Origin of the sequence: Acidimicrobium ferrooxidans DSM 10331 (assembly GCF_000023265.1) — a bacterium.
In the GTDB taxonomy this organism is placed as follows: Bacteria; Actinomycetota; Acidimicrobiia; order Acidimicrobiales; family Acidimicrobiaceae; genus Acidimicrobium; species Acidimicrobium ferrooxidans.
This window is the reverse complement of sequence record NC_013124.1, coordinates 936,824-952,172: the sequence shown is the minus strand read 5'-3', so window position 1 is coordinate 952,172 and position 15,349 is coordinate 936,824. Positions and strand designations below refer to the sequence as shown.

General features: G+C 68.1%; 15 protein-coding genes. 7 read left to right on the top strand and 8 right to left on the bottom strand.

Annotated elements, in window-relative coordinates; all coding sequences use genetic code 11:
* Positions 1–578 precede the first annotated feature (578 nt).
* Both AFER_RS12335 and AFER_RS04795 read right to left on the bottom strand, forming a co-directional pair.
* Positions 579–794, bottom strand: coding sequence for a nucleotidyl transferase AbiEii/AbiGii toxin family protein (locus AFER_RS12335; RefSeq protein WP_041661699.1), 216 nt, complete (start codon positions 792–794; stop codon positions 579–581).
* A 34-nt stretch (positions 795–828) separates the two neighbouring features.
* Positions 829–1,347 (bottom strand): hypothetical protein, encoded by a 519-nt coding sequence (locus AFER_RS04795; protein ID WP_015798362.1) that lies wholly within the window; start codon positions 1,345–1,347, stop codon positions 829–831.
* An 83-nt stretch (positions 1,348–1,430) separates the two neighbouring features.
* Here AFER_RS04795 and AFER_RS04790 point away from each other — a divergent pair, with 83 nt between their 5' ends.
* Positions 1,431–1,673: a CopG family transcriptional regulator gene (locus AFER_RS04790; protein WP_015798361.1), complete on the top strand. Its 243-nt coding sequence runs from the start codon at positions 1,431–1,433 to the stop codon at positions 1,671–1,673.
* 1,560 nt (positions 1,674–3,233) lie between these two features.
* On the opposite strand, the gene AFER_RS11955 is transcribed toward AFER_RS04790, so the two are convergent.
* Positions 3,234–3,986 carry a hypothetical protein gene (locus tag AFER_RS11955; RefSeq protein ID WP_015798360.1) on the bottom strand — a complete coding sequence of 251 codons (753 nt, stop codon included), beginning with the start codon at positions 3,984–3,986 and terminating at the stop codon, positions 3,234–3,236.
* A gap of 28 nt (positions 3,987–4,014) precedes the next feature.
* Positions 4,015–4,992: a hypothetical protein gene (locus tag AFER_RS12330; RefSeq protein ID WP_171788951.1), complete on the bottom strand. Its 978-nt coding sequence runs from the start codon at positions 4,990–4,992 to the stop codon at positions 4,015–4,017.
* A gap of 1,115 nt (positions 4,993–6,107) precedes the next feature.
* On the opposite strand from AFER_RS12330, the gene AFER_RS10935 reads away from it, so the two are divergent.
* The 5 genes from AFER_RS10935 to AFER_RS04750 all read left to right on the top strand — a co-directional run bounded on the left by AFER_RS10935 (position 6,108) and on the right by AFER_RS04750 (position 10,019).
* The gene (locus tag AFER_RS10935; RefSeq protein WP_049755315.1) at positions 6,108–6,362 is read left to right on the top strand and encodes a hypothetical protein; all 255 of its coding nucleotides are present in this window, start codon (positions 6,108–6,110) and stop codon (positions 6,360–6,362) included.
* Between the two features lie 485 nt (positions 6,363–6,847).
* Positions 6,848–7,366, top strand: a complete 519-nt coding sequence (locus AFER_RS12655) for an integrase core domain-containing protein (RefSeq protein WP_083769262.1) — start codon at positions 6,848–6,850, stop codon at positions 7,364–7,366.
* A gap of 236 nt (positions 7,367–7,602) precedes the next feature.
* Positions 7,603–9,267, top strand: a complete 1,665-nt coding sequence (locus AFER_RS12325; RefSeq protein ID WP_015798358.1) for a hypothetical protein — start codon at positions 7,603–7,605, stop codon at positions 9,265–9,267.
* 7 nt (positions 9,268–9,274) lie between these two features.
* Positions 9,275–9,598, top strand: a complete 324-nt coding sequence (locus tag AFER_RS12320) for a GNAT family N-acetyltransferase (protein WP_015798357.1) — start codon at positions 9,275–9,277, stop codon at positions 9,596–9,598.
* A gap of 10 nt (positions 9,599–9,608) precedes the next feature.
* Entirely contained in the window at positions 9,609–10,019 is a 411-nt protein-coding gene (locus AFER_RS04750) for an NUDIX domain-containing protein (RefSeq protein WP_015798356.1), read from the top strand.
* Positions 10,020–10,044: 25 nt separating this feature from the next.
* Here AFER_RS04750 and AFER_RS04745 read toward each other — a convergent pair whose 3' ends face one another.
* Together AFER_RS04745 and AFER_RS12900 are read right to left on the bottom strand one after the other, a co-directional pair.
* The gene (locus AFER_RS04745; protein WP_015798355.1) at positions 10,045–10,644 is read right to left on the bottom strand and encodes a hypothetical protein; all 600 of its coding nucleotides are present in this window, start codon (positions 10,642–10,644) and stop codon (positions 10,045–10,047) included.
* A 48-nt stretch (positions 10,645–10,692) separates the two neighbouring features.
* Complete coding sequence (locus AFER_RS12900) at positions 10,693–10,773, bottom strand: hypothetical protein (protein WP_425358542.1); 81 nt, start codon at positions 10,771–10,773, stop codon at positions 10,693–10,695.
* A 12-nt stretch (positions 10,774–10,785) separates the two neighbouring features.
* Between AFER_RS12900 and AFER_RS12650 the strand changes: the two genes are divergently transcribed.
* Entirely contained in the window at positions 10,786–11,268 is a 483-nt protein-coding gene (locus tag AFER_RS12650; RefSeq protein WP_041661695.1) for a hypothetical protein, read from the top strand.
* Here the strand turns inward: AFER_RS12650 and AFER_RS04735 are convergent.
* Together AFER_RS04735 and AFER_RS04730 are read right to left on the bottom strand one after the other, a co-directional pair.
* Entirely contained in the window at positions 11,265–12,863 is a 1,599-nt protein-coding gene (locus tag AFER_RS04735; RefSeq protein WP_015798353.1) for an FAD-dependent thymidylate synthase, read from the bottom strand. The two genes, AFER_RS12650 and AFER_RS04735, sit on opposite strands and share 4 nt — an antisense overlap.
* Before the next feature lie 11 nt (positions 12,864–12,874).
* Positions 12,875–15,322 (bottom strand): DEAD/DEAH box helicase, encoded by a 2,448-nt coding sequence (locus tag AFER_RS04730; RefSeq protein ID WP_015798352.1) that lies wholly within the window; start codon positions 15,320–15,322, stop codon positions 12,875–12,877.
* Between the last annotated feature and the right edge of the window lie 27 nt (positions 15,323–15,349).

Below are 15,349 nucleotides of genomic sequence, written 5' to 3'. Positions count from 1 at the left end.
TCGACATCGACAGCCGCTTGCGTCGTGGGCTGGATGCTCGCCCGCACCGAGCACGCCAGCCACCCCGTCGCCCTGCTGGAGGAGACTATGGCCAGTCAGGGCGTCCGACCGGGGGAGCTCACCGTCCACTCGGACCGGGGAGGTCCGATGATCGCGAAGTCCGTCGCCCACCTGCTCGCCGACCGCGGGGTGAAGCAGAGCCACAGCCGCCCCCACACCTCCAACGACAACCCGTCGGAGCGAGGCCCAGTTCACGACCATGAAGTACCGACCTGACGACCTCCGGCGCTTCGGCTGCTACGAGGACGCCCGAGCCTGGTGCGAGCGCTTCTTCCGCTGGTTTAACCACGAGCGCCGCCACGTGCGGCATCGGACTCCACACCCCGGCCGATGTGCACCACGGACGTGCCGAAGCGCTCCGAGCTCACCGGGCCGAGGTGCTCGCGGCTGCCTGGCGTGCCCACCCCGAACGCTTCGTGCGCAAGCGGCCCGAGCCGCCCCGGCTCCCTGCAGCGGTCCGGATCAACCCGCCAGAGGAGGCAGCGACGACACAGTGAACATCGAGCCCGGGGTGTCTCTCAAAGATTGACAGGCTCCGCCGCGACGAGGTCGGCCTTGAGCGCCGAGAGGAACTTGCGGCGCTGGTTGGTGCTGGGCAGGTCCGGCAGCACCACCCGGAAGTCGACGTCCTCGCTCATGCGCTCGATCACCTGGTGGGCCTGCGCGAGCGCGGTGCCACCGCAGAAGATGAGCGAGACACCTCGCTCACGACCTACCTGGGCGATGACGCGCACCGCCTCGGCGACGAGCAGGTCCTTTTCGAAGAACTCAGGAGGGAGTGGAAGTTGCCCGCTGTCGTCGGCTCGCTGAAGTAGGCCGAACCTTGCGTCGTCGAGCCCCCGTGGTTCGCTCATACTGCAACACTCGCTTTCCGAACGCGATCCGCCTGGTGATGCGCTGGCGGCCGACGTTGACTGCGGTCCAGGCGGGGACCTGGGTGGTGTGGCCCTCGTTGTACGCCTTGCGCGCGCTGTCGGCCTCCCAGGTGACGCCGAGCTTGGCGAGCACCTCGGGGTACCAATAGTCGAAGCCAGTGACAGTGCCGACGTACTCACGACCAAGGAACTCGACACGCTTGGCCCGCACGTAGATGCCCCAGCCGCCGCGCACGAGCACCTCCTCGTCGATGAGGGCGCGCAGCGCTCGGTCCACGGCCGAGCGACTCTTCGCGCACTGAGCGAACTCGGAGCGCACGAAGGCCACCTCGTTCGGGCGGGCGGCGAGGTAGGCGAGGATGCAGTCCTTGGTGGTACGGCGGGGCATGGGGTCCTTCCTCTCGCTGTTCACGCTACATCCTTGCACTCGGCCTGCGGCGGTCCCGACGAGCAGGGACTCGTAGGAGGGCGCCGACCTGAAGGGCGGCAAGCGTCATGCTCCACGTGGCCGAGGAGGGAGCGGCGGCGGAGCAGCACGACCTCGCCGACACCGTGCCCGCAGGCGTCACGGTCGCACGACCCAACCTCACTCGCCCGACCGTGGTGTCGGTGCGGTTGTCCGCTGACGAGCACGCCCGGCTGCAACGCGCTGCCGCCAAGGAGCACCTGCCAGTCTCCACGTTGATCCGAATCTGGGCACTCGATCGGCTCCGCGCCGAGGAGGAGGGGGCGAGCTGAGCGTTGCCGAGCGCCTCCGTCGGCTCGAGCAGGCCGTGTTCCAGCACACGGCGTAGCCGCGGTCACGGGTCGGGGGCTGGGCCCTGCGTCGCCGAGCTCCAACGAGGACGACCCCGCGGGCTCGTTGCTACTTGAGCCGCCGCTACATGGTGAGCGGGGTGTCATCGAAGCTCCAACGAGGACGACCGCTCGGGGTCGTTGCCACGTGGTGAATGCCGACGATCCGGTCTTCTGGGACGCCCTGCTCCAACGAGGACGACCCCGAGGGGTCGTTGCTACCGACCCTCAACCATAGCAGCTCTGACCTGGACTTACCTGACCGCCTTACGAGGATCACCGCTCGCTGGTGCCATACGCCTGGTGGCACCGGCACCGATACGAGGTGATCTTGGCCGGCCCCCCTGCAACGAGACCACCCCCTCCGTGAGCACCCCGACCAGCATGGACGAGCGGGAGGGAGAGCGCATGAAGGGCAGGCAGCGTGCCACCCAGGTAGCAGCCTCCTCCGGAGGCTGGCCGAGGGAACCTGCTGACCCCGGCACCGCCGGCGGTTCGGGGTGCACGAGCGACGAGCGTGCCGGCTGACGGCCCAGCCTCGCTCCACCCAGCGTCGGGTGCCGACGAAGCCCGAGTCCAGCTTGGATGCGGCCAGCATGAGGTCCTGCGCACCTTCGCCCTAGCCAACTCCCGCCAGGGCTATCGCAAGGCCTACCGAGCGGTGAGGGAGGCTGGCTACCAGGTGAACCTCAAATGGGTGCACCGGCTCTGGCGCACGGCAGGGCTCCGGGTCCCCAGTCACGCACGAGACGGCGCCAACCACGACCTGGGGTGCCCATGGGCGCTCACCTGCCCATCCAGACGAACGCGACCTGGGCACTGGAGCCGGTTCGACGCGACCGACGACGGGAGGGCGCCCTGGGTGCTCGCCGTGGTGGACGCCCCCACGACGGAGGAGCTGGCTGTGCGTGGTGAAGCGCTCGATTGACGCGCACGACGTGTCGCCACCCTCGATGGCCTCCTCGCCGAGCGAGGAACCCTAGGCGTCCTCCGGGTCGAGGACGGCCCGGCGTGCGTGGCCGCGTGCATGACCACCTGGGCAGCCGAGCTCGGCTGCCCAGGTGTCCAGGACCCGGGCTCGCCGTGGCAGAACGGGGTGTGCGCATCGCTGGGTGCCCAGGTCCGCGAGGAGGTGCTCGATGGGGAGCGCGTCGCCTGGCGTTCGCGAGGCCAGGCAGCTCCTCGAGCACGACCGGCACCCCCCAGCACGACGCGGACGCCCAGATCGCCGGGGGACCGCAGCCCCGCCCGGTTCGCCCGCCTCGACGTCGCCACCCAGCGACGGATCCTCGAGGCCTCCGCGAGGGGTCAGAGGTGCTGCCCGCTCGGCGTCATCGGCGCTCAGTGGAATCAACGAGCGCTGGCATGACGACGCTGGGTCTCACGGTGAAGGTGGACTCGGTGCGGGGGGCCGGTCAGGAGAGCCGGCCGAGGGTACTGAGACACCAACTAACACGAGGCGCCAAGATGCTCTCCGCCCTCCGCTTCCCACGCACCGATCCCCTAAGGGGTAACGGGTATCTGCGACTCGCTTGGGTAGGCCTCGCCACCAGTCGGGTAGAACGTGCACACATTCGGATCACTTGCTATTGCCGCGAGCAGAGCAGGTGATGCTGAACTCCCGGCCATCAGCCAGTGCAGATAGTTCGAACACCCAGGGAACGTGATGTCGCCATGGCTGACGACCACTGGCAGCTGCTGACCAGATTGCACCGTAGATTGATCGTAGAAGATCACGCCGTTGTATGACACCACAGTTGGAGCGCCACTCACTGTGATACTACCCTTGCCAGTCGTCGCATCCACGAGGCCAGAGAACGGAAACACGGTATCAAGCTTCCCATCCTCGTAGAAGATATAGACCATGCCCGCGATCTGTCCATCACTCCCACTTTGTGTGATCGTCAACATGTACGATGGTCTCTCCGGAACGCCGGGCACTACCGCTGGCACGTATTCCCAGTAGTGGCCAACTGGCAAGGCAGGATCACCCGTTTCAACACCTGATAGCGTGGGGGTAAAGTAGCTTGGATCACCTGCGGCAGCAGCATCCTTTGACTGCCCTGCTCTTTGCCCAGTAGCCACCTGTACTGAGGGCGCCGTAGCTGTTCTCGCAACGGGTGACTGCTGATGTCCGCGGTGTTGAGCGGCGTGGCCATCCTCGACTCGGCCAGCAACAGCAGCAAGAGCCACTAAGGCAAGACACGAACTGACAACCCCGCCAATCTTCACCGTGCGGTTCCATGCAGTGGACATCACACCTCCTCATCTTTGCAGTAGGAAGCTAACACAGATCTGAGAAATTAATCGTCCCCCAAAGGGTGCTGCTTACAGCATTCGCGAGATTGACGCATTGCTGGTAGGGACTGTTCACTGGATTTCTAAGAACCGAGATAATCGGCCCATAATATGGAAGGTAAGAAATAGTCTGATCAAATGCGTCAATGCCCCAGTAATCAGCGGACTCACCATCAGAATTCGTATACACTTGAACGTTGGCAGAGTTGCCCTTCAGGGTGTAGGAGCCAGGCTCCTTTTGCGTCGTGTCGAGAGGGTTTGACTGAATGACGCTGTCTTCTTGTTGTTCCCACTTGGACATCGCAAACGTGTTGGCACCCGTTGTCGGTGCGTTCACTCCCTGCAACGGCGCTGTTGGCGGGAATTGAAGATAGGCATAGATGAACAAGCCGGGTGTGCAGTTGTTGGAAGGCCAACAGTCCAACTCGTTCGCAGCTGTATCCGTTGCCCATAGCGGCTGGGTACCTTGATAGATGACTGCGTTGCCATCGTTCTGCATTGTCAGTGTCAGACCAGAGTAGGTATACGTATGGCTATCCCACAGCGCAGTCCCATTGAAGTAAACAACAAGGTTGCCGTCGTTCTGAAACACTGCGTAGGCGCCAGAGTGCTCTTCAGTACCAGTCGCCCACAATGCTTGACCGTTGTACAAGTTGTAGAGGACAAAGTTGCCGTCGCCTTGCATGATGAGCTGGTATTGTCCAGAACTTGAGAGTAGATAGTCGCCGGGATTGAGAACAGTGCCTTCACCGATGGTGGATCCCAAGTTCTGGGTACTGCAACAAATACCGGCAGGCTGAGAAGGGTCGCCTGATGGTGCGGGCATCGGGGCGACTGCCGTTTTCGACGCAGCCACGCTGGTTGTACCCAAGGGTGAGAAAAGTAAGAAGGCCAGCGCAGACGTCAGGATCGTGCCAAGGGCGAGTTCCTTGCGCAAGAAGGTCATCTGCTTAGACGGGTGCATATCTCGGCTCCCTTCGGAGGAGACGCGCAGCGATGAGCCCCGAGAGCCCTCGAGCCGTACGACCTTTGCGGAGGCGCCTGAGCGGAGTATAGCCTCAGCCTCACGACCCGGACGAAAAGATGACAAGTTGTTGTCCCGGCGGTTGTCATCTGGCAGGGGAGGGAGCTGAGCCGGACGGCGGTGGTGCCCTTGGGTTGGCTGCAACGTGACCGTGAAGTAGCCTTCAACAGGCGTCCAGGAGCGCCTGGGCGGAGCCGACGCCGTCACGACGGCACTACCAGCTGCGTCGTCCACGCCGTAGCTGGGCCTCCGTACCCCCTCCACGACGATCTCGTGGCCACCAAGCCACAGCGCCACGCCGCCGAGCGCTGGTGCGGCTGGTGCACCCAGCGTCGTCGGCAAGCCTGCACCTCCACAGACCGCGTCGACCACCTCGCGATCATCGAGTACCCTGGCCGGCCCTCCTGCAACGAGACCACCCGTTCCATGAGCACCCCGACCAGCATGGACGAGTGGGAGGAAGAGACCACATGAAGGGCAGGCAGCGCCACACCCCACCAGCAGCCTCCTCCGGAGGCTGGCCGAGGGGGACGGCTGCGCACCACAGGCGCCACGGTCGCCGAGGTCGCCCGAGCCTTCGCACGTCACCGAGACGACCTGACAGCGGCTGGAAGCAGACCGACGGCGGCAGGCACGGGGCCCGAGGTAAAGAGGCTGAAGGCGCTCGAGGCCAGCCCCAGCGCGCCAAGCAGCTGGTGGCAGAGCGCCCCCTCGACAGCGACGTGCGCTGAGGAGCTGGCCGGGGGAATCCGCTGACCTCGGCACCGCCAGCGGTTCGGGGTTACCCTCCGTGTCAATCTTGGGTGAGACCACTCCTCCTGACCCCATCGTTGGATCGAGAGGGCGGCCGAGGAAGGAGCTTGCCACCACCATGACGACCGACGCCACGACGAGTCCCTACCAGACTGGGGGCATGCCCAGCAACTCCGATCCGCAGGTCCCCGAGCGGGCCCGAGGGCCGAGACGCTTCTCCGCGGCCTACAAGGCACGGATCTTCGCCGACTACGACTCCCTTTGCAAAGGCCGAGAAGGGAGCCCTGCTCCGGAGAGAGGGCTTGCACTCCTCACTCATCACCGAGTGGCGACGCCAACGCGACCTTGCCACCGAGGAGGCACTCGCACGTCCACCAGGACGCCAACCCGCTGATCCCCGCGACCAGGAGATCGCACGCCTCAGGCGCCGCGCCGAGCGCCTCGAGGCCGACCTCGCCAAGGCCCACAAGGTGATCGAGGTGCAGGGAAAACTCTCCGCGCGCCTGCAGCAGCTCGCCACCGACGGCGCGCCCGCGACCCACGGCGAGACCACGTGATCGACGAGGCCATCAGCGAACTGGCGCCAACGGTCGGGGTACGCGCAGCCTGCTCGGCCCTCGGCGAGCCCCGTGCCCGCTACGACCGACGGCACCCTGCGAGCCCCCGGCCACCCCGGCCGAAGCGTGCACGTGTCCCTCACCCACGGGCACTCTCACCGCGCGAGCGCGAGGAGGTGCGCCGCGTCCTGAACAGCCCGGAGTACGTGGATGAGGCCCCGGCCACGGTGTACGCGAAGCTCCTCGACGAGGGGATCTACCTCGCCTCCGTGTCCTCGATGGATCGCATACTGCGCGCCCACGGGCGCTCGGAGACCGGCGACGCCATGCGACCCATCCCCCGAGCCTCAAGCCCGAGCTCGTGGCCACGAGAAGGAACCAGGTCTACTCGTGGGACATTACGAAGCTGCACGGCCCTGCCACGTGGATCCACTACTACCTCTCCACCGTGATCGACATCGACAGCCGCTTGCGTCGTGGGCTGGATGCTCGCCCGCGCGGAGCACGCCAGCCTGGCGGTCGCTCTCTTGGGAGAGACCGTGGCCAGCCAGGGCATCCGACCAGGGCAGCTCACCATCCACGCAGACAGAGGAGGTCCCATGATCGCGGGGCCCGTCGCACACCTGCTCTCGCACCTCGGGGTGACGCGGAGCCATAGCCGCCCCACACCTCCAACGACAACCCGTAGGAGCGAGTCTCAGTTCAAGACCATGAAGTACCGACCTGACGACCCCCGGCGCTTCGGCTGCTACGAGGACGCGAGAGCCTGGTGCGAGCGCTTCTTCCGCTGGTACAACCACGAGCACCGTCATTCTGGAATCGGACTCCACACCCCGGCAGACGTCGACGGCCGTGCCGAGGAGCTCCGAGCACACCGGGCCGAGGTGCTCGCGGCTGCCTTGCGTGCCCACCCCGAACGCCTCGTGCAGAGGCGGCCCGAGCCACCCCGGCTCCGTGCAGCGGTCCGGATCAACCCGCCGGAGGAGGCAGCGACGACACAGTGAACATCGAGCCCGGGGTGCCTCTTAGAGATTGACTAGAGATTGACAGGCTCCGATCCGAGGAGCCGGCGCCCACGACCGGCCCCTCGGGGCGGCGAATCCACGGGCGCCGTGGGGCCCCTTCCGAGGGCACCCGAGCGCCCCCAGTGACCCTCCGACGCCCACGAGCGCGCACACTAGGATGGCGCAGGCACCGGCGACATGCCGAGCATCGGGTGAGCAAGAAGGGTTCTTGGGACATGGCATCGAGGATCGAGGTCGAGCTCACGAGCCACGACGCAGCGCGTGGCGAGTGGACCTGGCGCGCCGTCGGCGCACGACATCCGCGCGGCACGGTACCGGCTTCGCTCGTGTGGGAGGGTGCGAGCGTCGGCGATGTCGCGCGGGCCGAGATCGCGCGCCGCCTCGACGGCATCGAGATCCTCAGCCTGGCTCGGCCCGACGTCGCGCCGCCTCGCACCGACCGCATCGACATCGTGGGGTCGGGACGCGCGGAACCTCCCGTCACCATCCAGACCGTCCGCCGAGAGCGACGGCCGGGTGCTCGAGGCACCCACGACCGCGACGGTCGGCCGCGTCAGGACCGTCGCGCCGAGCGCCGTGGACGTCCAGGCAGCAATCGCGACCAGCACGACCAGCACGACCAAAGCGCGCGCGCGGAGGGAGCGACCCCTCAGCGTTCTCGCCGCCGCGACGCACGGCCCGCTCAGCCCGAAGCACCAGCGGCACCACGCCTTCGGCCACGCGACACCCACCGACGCGCATTCCTCGAGAGCGTCATCCCCGAGCACCGGCCGATCGCAGAGGCACTGGTGCGCGGCGGCATGCCCGAGGTTCGCGCAGCCATCGCGCGCGATCGCGAGGCCGCCGCTCATGAGGGCCGCGCGCCAGCGCCTGAGGAGGCCACGCTCAAGATCGCCGAGGATCTCCTGCCTCGGGTGCGCACGGCGACCTGGCTCGATCGGGCCGACGCCGCACTCGCCATCGCCAACACCGTCGCCCTTCGCGATCTGCGCAGCGTGGTGGCCTCCGTCGATCCGTCGTCGAAGGACCCGAGCGTCCTCGACAAGGCCACCACGCTCCGCGAGGTGCTGAACCGCCGCATCGCCGAGAGCATCGAGCGCTGGCATGCCGAACTCCGCGAGGCCGTCGAGTCCGGCCGTACCGTGCGAGCGCTGCGGCTGGCGAGTCGCCTGCCTGATCCGAGTGCACGCATCCCCGACGACGTCGAGCGCGCCCTCGTCGAGGCCGTCGATCGCGAACTGATCCCCGACACCCCGCCAGAGCGCTGGATGGTCCTGATCGATGCGATCGCGAACTCGCCGATCCGCCGAGCCGTCACCGCGACCGGTCTGCCGGAGGCCGCGCCTGCCGAACTCGTCGAACTCGCCAAGGAACAGGCCGGCCGCATCCCGTCGCTCGGACGCCTGCTCGGGGTCACGATGCCGGCGCCCCCGAAGCCAGAGATCCTCGCTCGGGTTCCCAAGACTTCGCGCAAACCCCGCCAGGGCTCCACGCAACGTGACGATGCCGGGCGGGGCCACGCCGAGTCCACGGACGCCGGCGCTGCAACGGGCGCTCGTCAGGCCGAGCCCCAATCGTTGGCGACTCCCGACGACACCCTCGTCGGCGCCCAGCCCGAGCCGGCTGACGCGGAGCCGGACACATCGACCCGCGACATCGACCCTGCGACGACCGTCGCCGTCGACGAGACCGTCTCTGCTCCATCCCCTCACCCCGCAGGACCACACGACGAGCTCGCGGCAGCCGACGCCGTTCGAGACGTCGAGGACCACACCATCGGCGAACCCGAAGCGGCAGCACCGTCGCACATCGACGAGGCGGTGCCCGGCGATGACCCTTCCGACGTCTCCGCCGCCGAGGCGACGCCGACCCACGACTGAGGCTCCCATGGCCAGTGTGCTCGTCGCCGAGGAACTTCGGCCCGACCACGCCTGGCGCGTCGATGCCGAGGTCGACGGAGTAGTCGGAGCGATCGCCATCGTGGAGCGCAACGGCCCCGAGGCCATCGTGCGCGCGATCGTCACGATGCCCGGCTTCGAGAGGTTGGGCTTGGCCGGCGAGCTCCTCGAAGCCTGCGCGGAACTCGCTCGCCGGCACGGCGCCACCGTCCTCAGCGCAAGTTGCGCACCCGGCGACCGGGCAACGAAGGCCCTCTTCGAGGAGGCTGGACTTCGAACGGTGGAGCTCCGGCTCGCTCGAAGCCTCGCCTAGGCCCGCTGTCGTGGCGCGCCTCGCCCTCCCCGTCCAGCGCGGTGCCTCGACGCTCCTCGTCCTCGATGGGCGCGTGCTGCTCGTGCGGCGCGGCTCTCCGGACGCGAACGGGACCTGGGCCCCACCCGGTGGGCACGTCGACCCGGGGGAGGACCCGGTCGCCGCGGCGATCCGCGAACTGGCGGAGGAGACCGGCGTCCACGCCGCGCCAGTGCGCGTCCTCCAGGTTGCCGAGGTGCTCGCCGATCGCGGCGCGTACGTGCTCTGGACCGTGCTCGCGACACCGCGGGGGCGAGCGCGTGGGAATGCGCGTTCAGACGCCGATGCTCTCGGCTGGTTCGGGCCAGACGACCTTCGTCACCTTCGCCCCCTGGCTCCGGGCGTGCGCTCGCTCCTCGAGCGCCTCGGCCTCATCGCCTGAGGCACCTCTCAATGCCTGAGGCGGCCTAGCCACGCTCCTCACGGAGCTTCGCGATGCGCGCGAGCACCGTGCGGCGGCGCCGGTGATCGAGCTCGAACAGCTCGACCTCGGCGAGCTGCTCCGCGCTCAAGGATCCGAGCCGCTCGATCACCTCGGCGGCCGACAGGGTCGCGTAGGCATCGATCCCACCGACACTGCCGGCGTGGTCCTCCCCAGTTGCGTGCGCATCCGACGGCCTCGCCTCGCGCGTGGCGGCCGATGCGGCTTCGGCATCGGGAGCCGCATCGCGTGGGCCCGCACCCGGCCGGGGCACGGTCTGCTGGACGGTGCGCACGATCCCGCCGCCAACCTGCTCGACCATCGAACGCAGTGCCGAGACGCGCTCGCTCACGTCGCCGAGACGCTCCTCGACTCCCCGCAACTGCTCGCCGTAGCGTGCCCGTACGACCCCAGCGGCCATCTGGGAGACGAACTGCGCAGTCTGGATCGGTCCCTGCAGGACCTTGCGACCCTCCTCCGCCGCGCTCGGTAGCACCCGTGCCACCGCAGCGGCGACACCGACCGGGCCGAACACGAAGCGATCGAGGACATCATCGAACAGCTGTCGACGTTGCTGCTCTGCCATAGCGCCTCCTTTGGGGCCAACCTCAAGCTTACGGTGCCACCGATCCGTCTAGACGCAATCGCGGCACAGCATCTTCTCGGAGTCTGCCAGCTGCGACATGCTCTTGACAAGGAAGCACGACTGGCACACGAACTCGCCGGGTTGGCGAGGCCGTACCGGGGCGAGACCATCGGGCGTGTCTTCGTCCGACTCGGCCTCGACATCTTCTTCGACGTCACCGCCGACGAAGCGCTCCCTCAGAATCTCGTCGAGGGCCGACTCGACGTCCTCGTCGCCCTCGAGATCGTCGTCCTCCTCGTCGACAACGGCGACCTCGCCGTCCTCGGTGTCGTCGACACCATCGTCGACGATGTCGTCGGCCTCGCCGAGATCATCGGCCTCGAGATCCTCGAGATCGCCAACCTCGAGGCCCTCTTCCTCGATCTCTTCGTCGAGATCTTCGAGTTCCTCGTCGACGTCGTCGTCGAGGTCACCATCGAGATCGTCGTCGAAGCCCACCAGCTCCTCGTCGAGCTCGTCGTCGTGTGGAACCTCCGGTTCCGATGCCGACTCGTCGCCCTTGCGTCTCGGCATACTCGTCCTCGTCCTCCTCGCACGGAGCCGGTCGCGCACCAGCTCGGCTAGCTCAACGGATCAGCCCCGCTGATCCTTCCCGACTGCATCGATCGCACCTCGCTCCGTCGCTCGGCGGCGAGGCGGCCCACAGTGTAGCCCTCTGTGTCCACGAACTCCATGGCCCCTGCGATCCGGCGATGCCCGACCGCCTCGAGCGCGCGCCAGGCCTCGATCGCGATGCGGCGATAGACCGGGTGACCCTGCGGCTGCGATCGCAGCTCGACGAGGTGCATCAGCTCCCGCGCGTTCACCACGACCGCGAAGCGGATCTGCGTCGCGAACGGCAAGAGCAACCGACCCACCGACGGTCCGGCCTCGGCGACCACGCTCGCGACCAGCGGGCCGAGTCGCTCCCAATGCTCGAGCACGAGCGGTGCGACGCCTGCGTCGACGACGAGATCGGAGAGCGCGAACCCACGACCCGGCACGAGCGGTGGCTCGAGCAGGGTCAAGATGCGATGGCGGGCGAGGTCGCGAAAGGCTCCGATGTCGCAGGTGATCTCGAGCTCGTACACCGCAGCCTCGAAGGGGCGCCCGGGCAGGTGGCGGCGATTGGCCCGATGGCCGACGCCGGCCACGAACAGCGCATCGAGGCCCTCCTCGCCCCGCGCCTCCACCGCGGCAAGGCCCTGGTCGACCGAGTCCACCTCGCCACGCTCGAACAGCATCCATGCAGCGACGCGGCGCTCCGCATCCTCGTCGGCTCGGACGATCCGAACGGAGGGTTCGACGATCGCCGTGTTCCAGTGCCACGGAACCTCGACGCCGCCCCGCGTCTCGCGCAGATACTCGACCATCCGCCCACCGCGGTCGGGGCGGTCCATGCGCTGGGTGAGGCCCGGTACGAGCACTCCGAGGACCCGGGCGATCTCGTCGGCAACCTCGCTCGCCCCAGGCGTGGCGTCGGCCCGGAGCCGCCACACCAAGCGCTCGGCCGCCTGCGCGCTGGCGACGACACCGACGTTGGTCAAGACGGCGAGCGGCAGCAACCCGCGCGCTGCATCCAGTGCGGCGGCCCGCTGCGCACGACGAGCCGGCGCATCGGCCGGTGGATCGAGCTTCGCGAGATGGTCTTCGACCGCCTCGAGGACCGCCGCATAGGCACGAAAGCTCGCCTCGATGGCCTCGTCGTAGGCACGCGCCGCCCGCGGCGCGAGGCCGTCGGGGACGTAAGCTGGCCAACTCCCATCCGAACGGCGAGTCGCGAGCGGCACGTAGCGAGTGGATTGCTCGAGATAGGCCGCAAGACGGCCGCGCTCGATGCGGCGCGCGAGCAAGGCCGGGATCTGCTCGATCGCGAAGTGCACGACCGCGAGTTGGGCGACCGAGTCGTCGCCGTACTCGCCGATCACGCGGGCAAGGAGAGCCTCGGTGCGCTCACGACCGACGCCCGCTCGCACCGCGTCCTCGACCCTCGGCGCGAACTCCTCCAGCAGCGTCCGCCGAAGCGACCTGGACGTGCGCGAGTAGCGTGCGAACAGGGCTGCGACGACCTCCTCGTCGAGGCCCACCAGACCGAACACACGACCGTCGACGTCGGTGACGAAAGGAGCGAGCCGCGCCCGCTCCGCCTCGTCGAACTGCTCAGGAAGGTAGCTCGCCACAGCGGGCCAGCCTACGCCGGCCGCTCGTCGAGCTCGAGCACTCCGTGGGGCATGCGCTCGGGATCCTCGGCGACGACCTCCGACGACAGCGCCACCACGCCGCGAACGACCGCCGCCTCGGCTCGCCGAGCGAGCGACGAGACCACATCGTCGTCCCAGGCGACCGCGATCTGGCGAAGCAAGTCCGCGACCTGTTTGACCACGCGAACAAAGTCCCCTGGTGCCATCTCGTCGGTCGCGAGCACTGCCCCCAGCGGCTCTCCCCGCGCCCACCGCCAGAGGGCGCGAGAGATCCCGGGCTCTGGACCGCGCGATCGAGGCAGTCTGAGCGACGACTCCGCCGCCCACTGCTCCTGCATGAGCGCCTCGGCCCGCTCGTAGAGCCGCGCCATGGCCGCGCTCGCTGGCCACGGACCGGATCGGGGCGAATGAGGTCGTGGTTCGAACACGAACCACGAGGCGATCGCGGCGAACTCCGCCGGGCCGACGCCGTCGATCTCGGCGTCGTGGAGGAACCTGACGACCGCGAGGTCCGTCTCGACGTAGACCTTCGTCAGTCGCTCGCCTCGCTGCGTCAGGCTCCACCCCTCGGCGAAGCCGAAGCGCTCGAGCACCGTGCGCACACGCTCGAGCTGTTCCGAGAGCAACTCACGCGAACGGGGCGACGGCGCTGGCGCGTCGGTGCGACGACCACGCGCACGCTCGTCGAGGAATGCCTTCGACGGTTCGCCGAGCTCCCGCGCCTGCTGACGCCGCGCCCGGATCCGTGCCCAGGCCATGGCGATCCCCTGGTCCCGGGAGCCGTGCACCGCACGGAGGCGCACCTTGCCCTTGGGTCGCATCGAGGCGACGTGCCCCTCGTCGAGGCGATACACCCTGCCCGACTCCGAGGACGCACTGATCCGAAGCCCGCCACCGCGCCGCTGGGACACCCGCGTGATGAGCAGCAGCGCTCGCTCGGCACCGCCGCGCTCGCTCGGGACGCTCACCACCCGACCCGGCTCGATCCACTCAGCGCGCTCCGGCTGCGTCGTCGCCGCGACGACATCCTCGTTGCCTGCTCGCAACCGCGCCTGGCGCCGGACGACCTCGGCGTCTCGCTGGTACTGCGCGAATGAGAGATCGAGCAGCTCAGCTGCGCGCTCGGGCGTGTAGCGCTTCACGAGGTTCGCCGCCATGTTGTAGGTGGGACGGAACGAACTCGTGATCGGGTAGAAGTCCGCCCGGACGACGTGCGCGACGTCGCTGAAGGCGACCTGCGGACCCCACACGACGTAGCTGGTGCCGCGCTCGTCGATCCCCCGACGCCCTGCCCGTCCAGCGAACTGCGTGTATTCGCCGGGCTTGAGCAGCTGGTGGGACTCCCCGTCGAACTTGACCAGGCGCTCGATGACGACCGATCGGGCCGGCATGTTGATCCCCAGCGAGAGCGTCTCGGTCGCGAACACCACCTTGACGAGCGCGCGCTCGAAGCACGCCTCGACGACCTCGCGAAACGGCGGGATCATGCCCGCGTGGTGGGGCGCGATGCCCGCCTCGAGTCCCGCGAGGAACGGCGCGAACCCGACGGCCGCGAGGTCGCGCTCGGCCAACCCGTCGAGACGCTCGTCGACGATGCGCCTGATCGCGACCCGCTCGGCCGCGGTGGTGAGTCGAATGCCGGAGGCGACCACCTCATCGCGGGCGCGCTCGCACCCAGCACGGGAGAAGATGAACACGATGGCAGGCAGATCGCCCTCGTGAGCGAGGAACTCGACGAGCTCGATCCGATGGACCGTCCGAGCCCGAAGCCCGTCTCGGTAACGACTGCGCGCGAGCCAGGGTGGATCGAGCTGTGCCCCCTGGGGGTTCTCCCTCCCACCGACGAGGACCGGTATCGCGACCGGCGTCTCCGAACGCCGCGGCGTGTAGAGGTAGCGATGCTCGAGCGGGACGGGGCGGTGGGTCGCCTCCACGACGCGCGTCGTACCTCGAACGGCGGCCAACCAGCCAGCGAACTCCGCCACGTTCGACACCGTCGCCGACAACGAGACGAGGCGGACGCGGCGCGGCAAGTGGATGATGACCTCCTCCCACACCGATCCCCGGTACGGGTTCTGGAGGTAGTGGACCTCGTCGAGCACCACGACGTCGACGTCGTCGATCGCGGCTGGCGAGGCGTAGATCATGTTCCGCAGCACCTCGGTCGTCATCACGACGGCAGGCGCGTCCGGGTTCAGCGTGGTGTCCCCAGTGAGCAACCCGACGTGCTGAGGACCGAAGAAACGGGCGAGCTCGTGGTACTTCTGGTTGGACAGCGCCTTGAGCGGGGACGTGTAGAAGGCTCGCCGTCCCTGTCGAAGGGCCTGGGCCATGCCATAGAGCGCGACGATGGTCTTGCCGGAACCGGTGGGAGCGCTGACGAGGACGGAAGACCCTTCGTCGAGCGCCTCGAGGGCCTCGTCCTGGAACCGATCCATGACCAAGCCGAGCGTTTCGGCGAATCG

Bases quoted from the DNA above. Each gene is read 5' to 3' on its own strand.
- AFER_RS04790 (WP_015798361.1), top strand. From the start codon at position 1,431: ATGCTCCACGTGGCCGAGGAGGGAGCGGCGGCGGAGCAGCACGACCTC.
- AFER_RS11955 (WP_015798360.1), bottom strand. From the start codon at position 3,986: ATGTCCACTGCATGGAACCGCACGGTGAAGATTGGCGGGGTTGTCAGT.
- AFER_RS12330 (WP_171788951.1), bottom strand. From the start codon at position 4,992: ATGCACCCGTCTAAGCAGATGACCTTCTTGCGCAAGGAACTCGCCCTT.
- AFER_RS12655 (WP_083769262.1), top strand. From the start codon at position 6,848: ATGCTCGCCCGCGCGGAGCACGCCAGCCTGGCGGTCGCTCTCTTGGGA.
- AFER_RS12325 (WP_015798358.1), top strand. From the start codon at position 7,603: ATGGCATCGAGGATCGAGGTCGAGCTCACGAGCCACGACGCAGCGCGT.
- AFER_RS12320 (WP_015798357.1), top strand. From the start codon at position 9,275: ATGGCCAGTGTGCTCGTCGCCGAGGAACTTCGGCCCGACCACGCCTGG.
- AFER_RS04745 (WP_015798355.1), bottom strand. From the start codon at position 10,644: ATGGCAGAGCAGCAACGTCGACAGCTGTTCGATGATGTCCTCGATCGC.
- AFER_RS04730 (WP_015798352.1), bottom strand. From the start codon at position 15,322: ATGGATCGGTTCCAGGACGAGGCCCTCGAGGCGCTCGACGAAGGGTCT.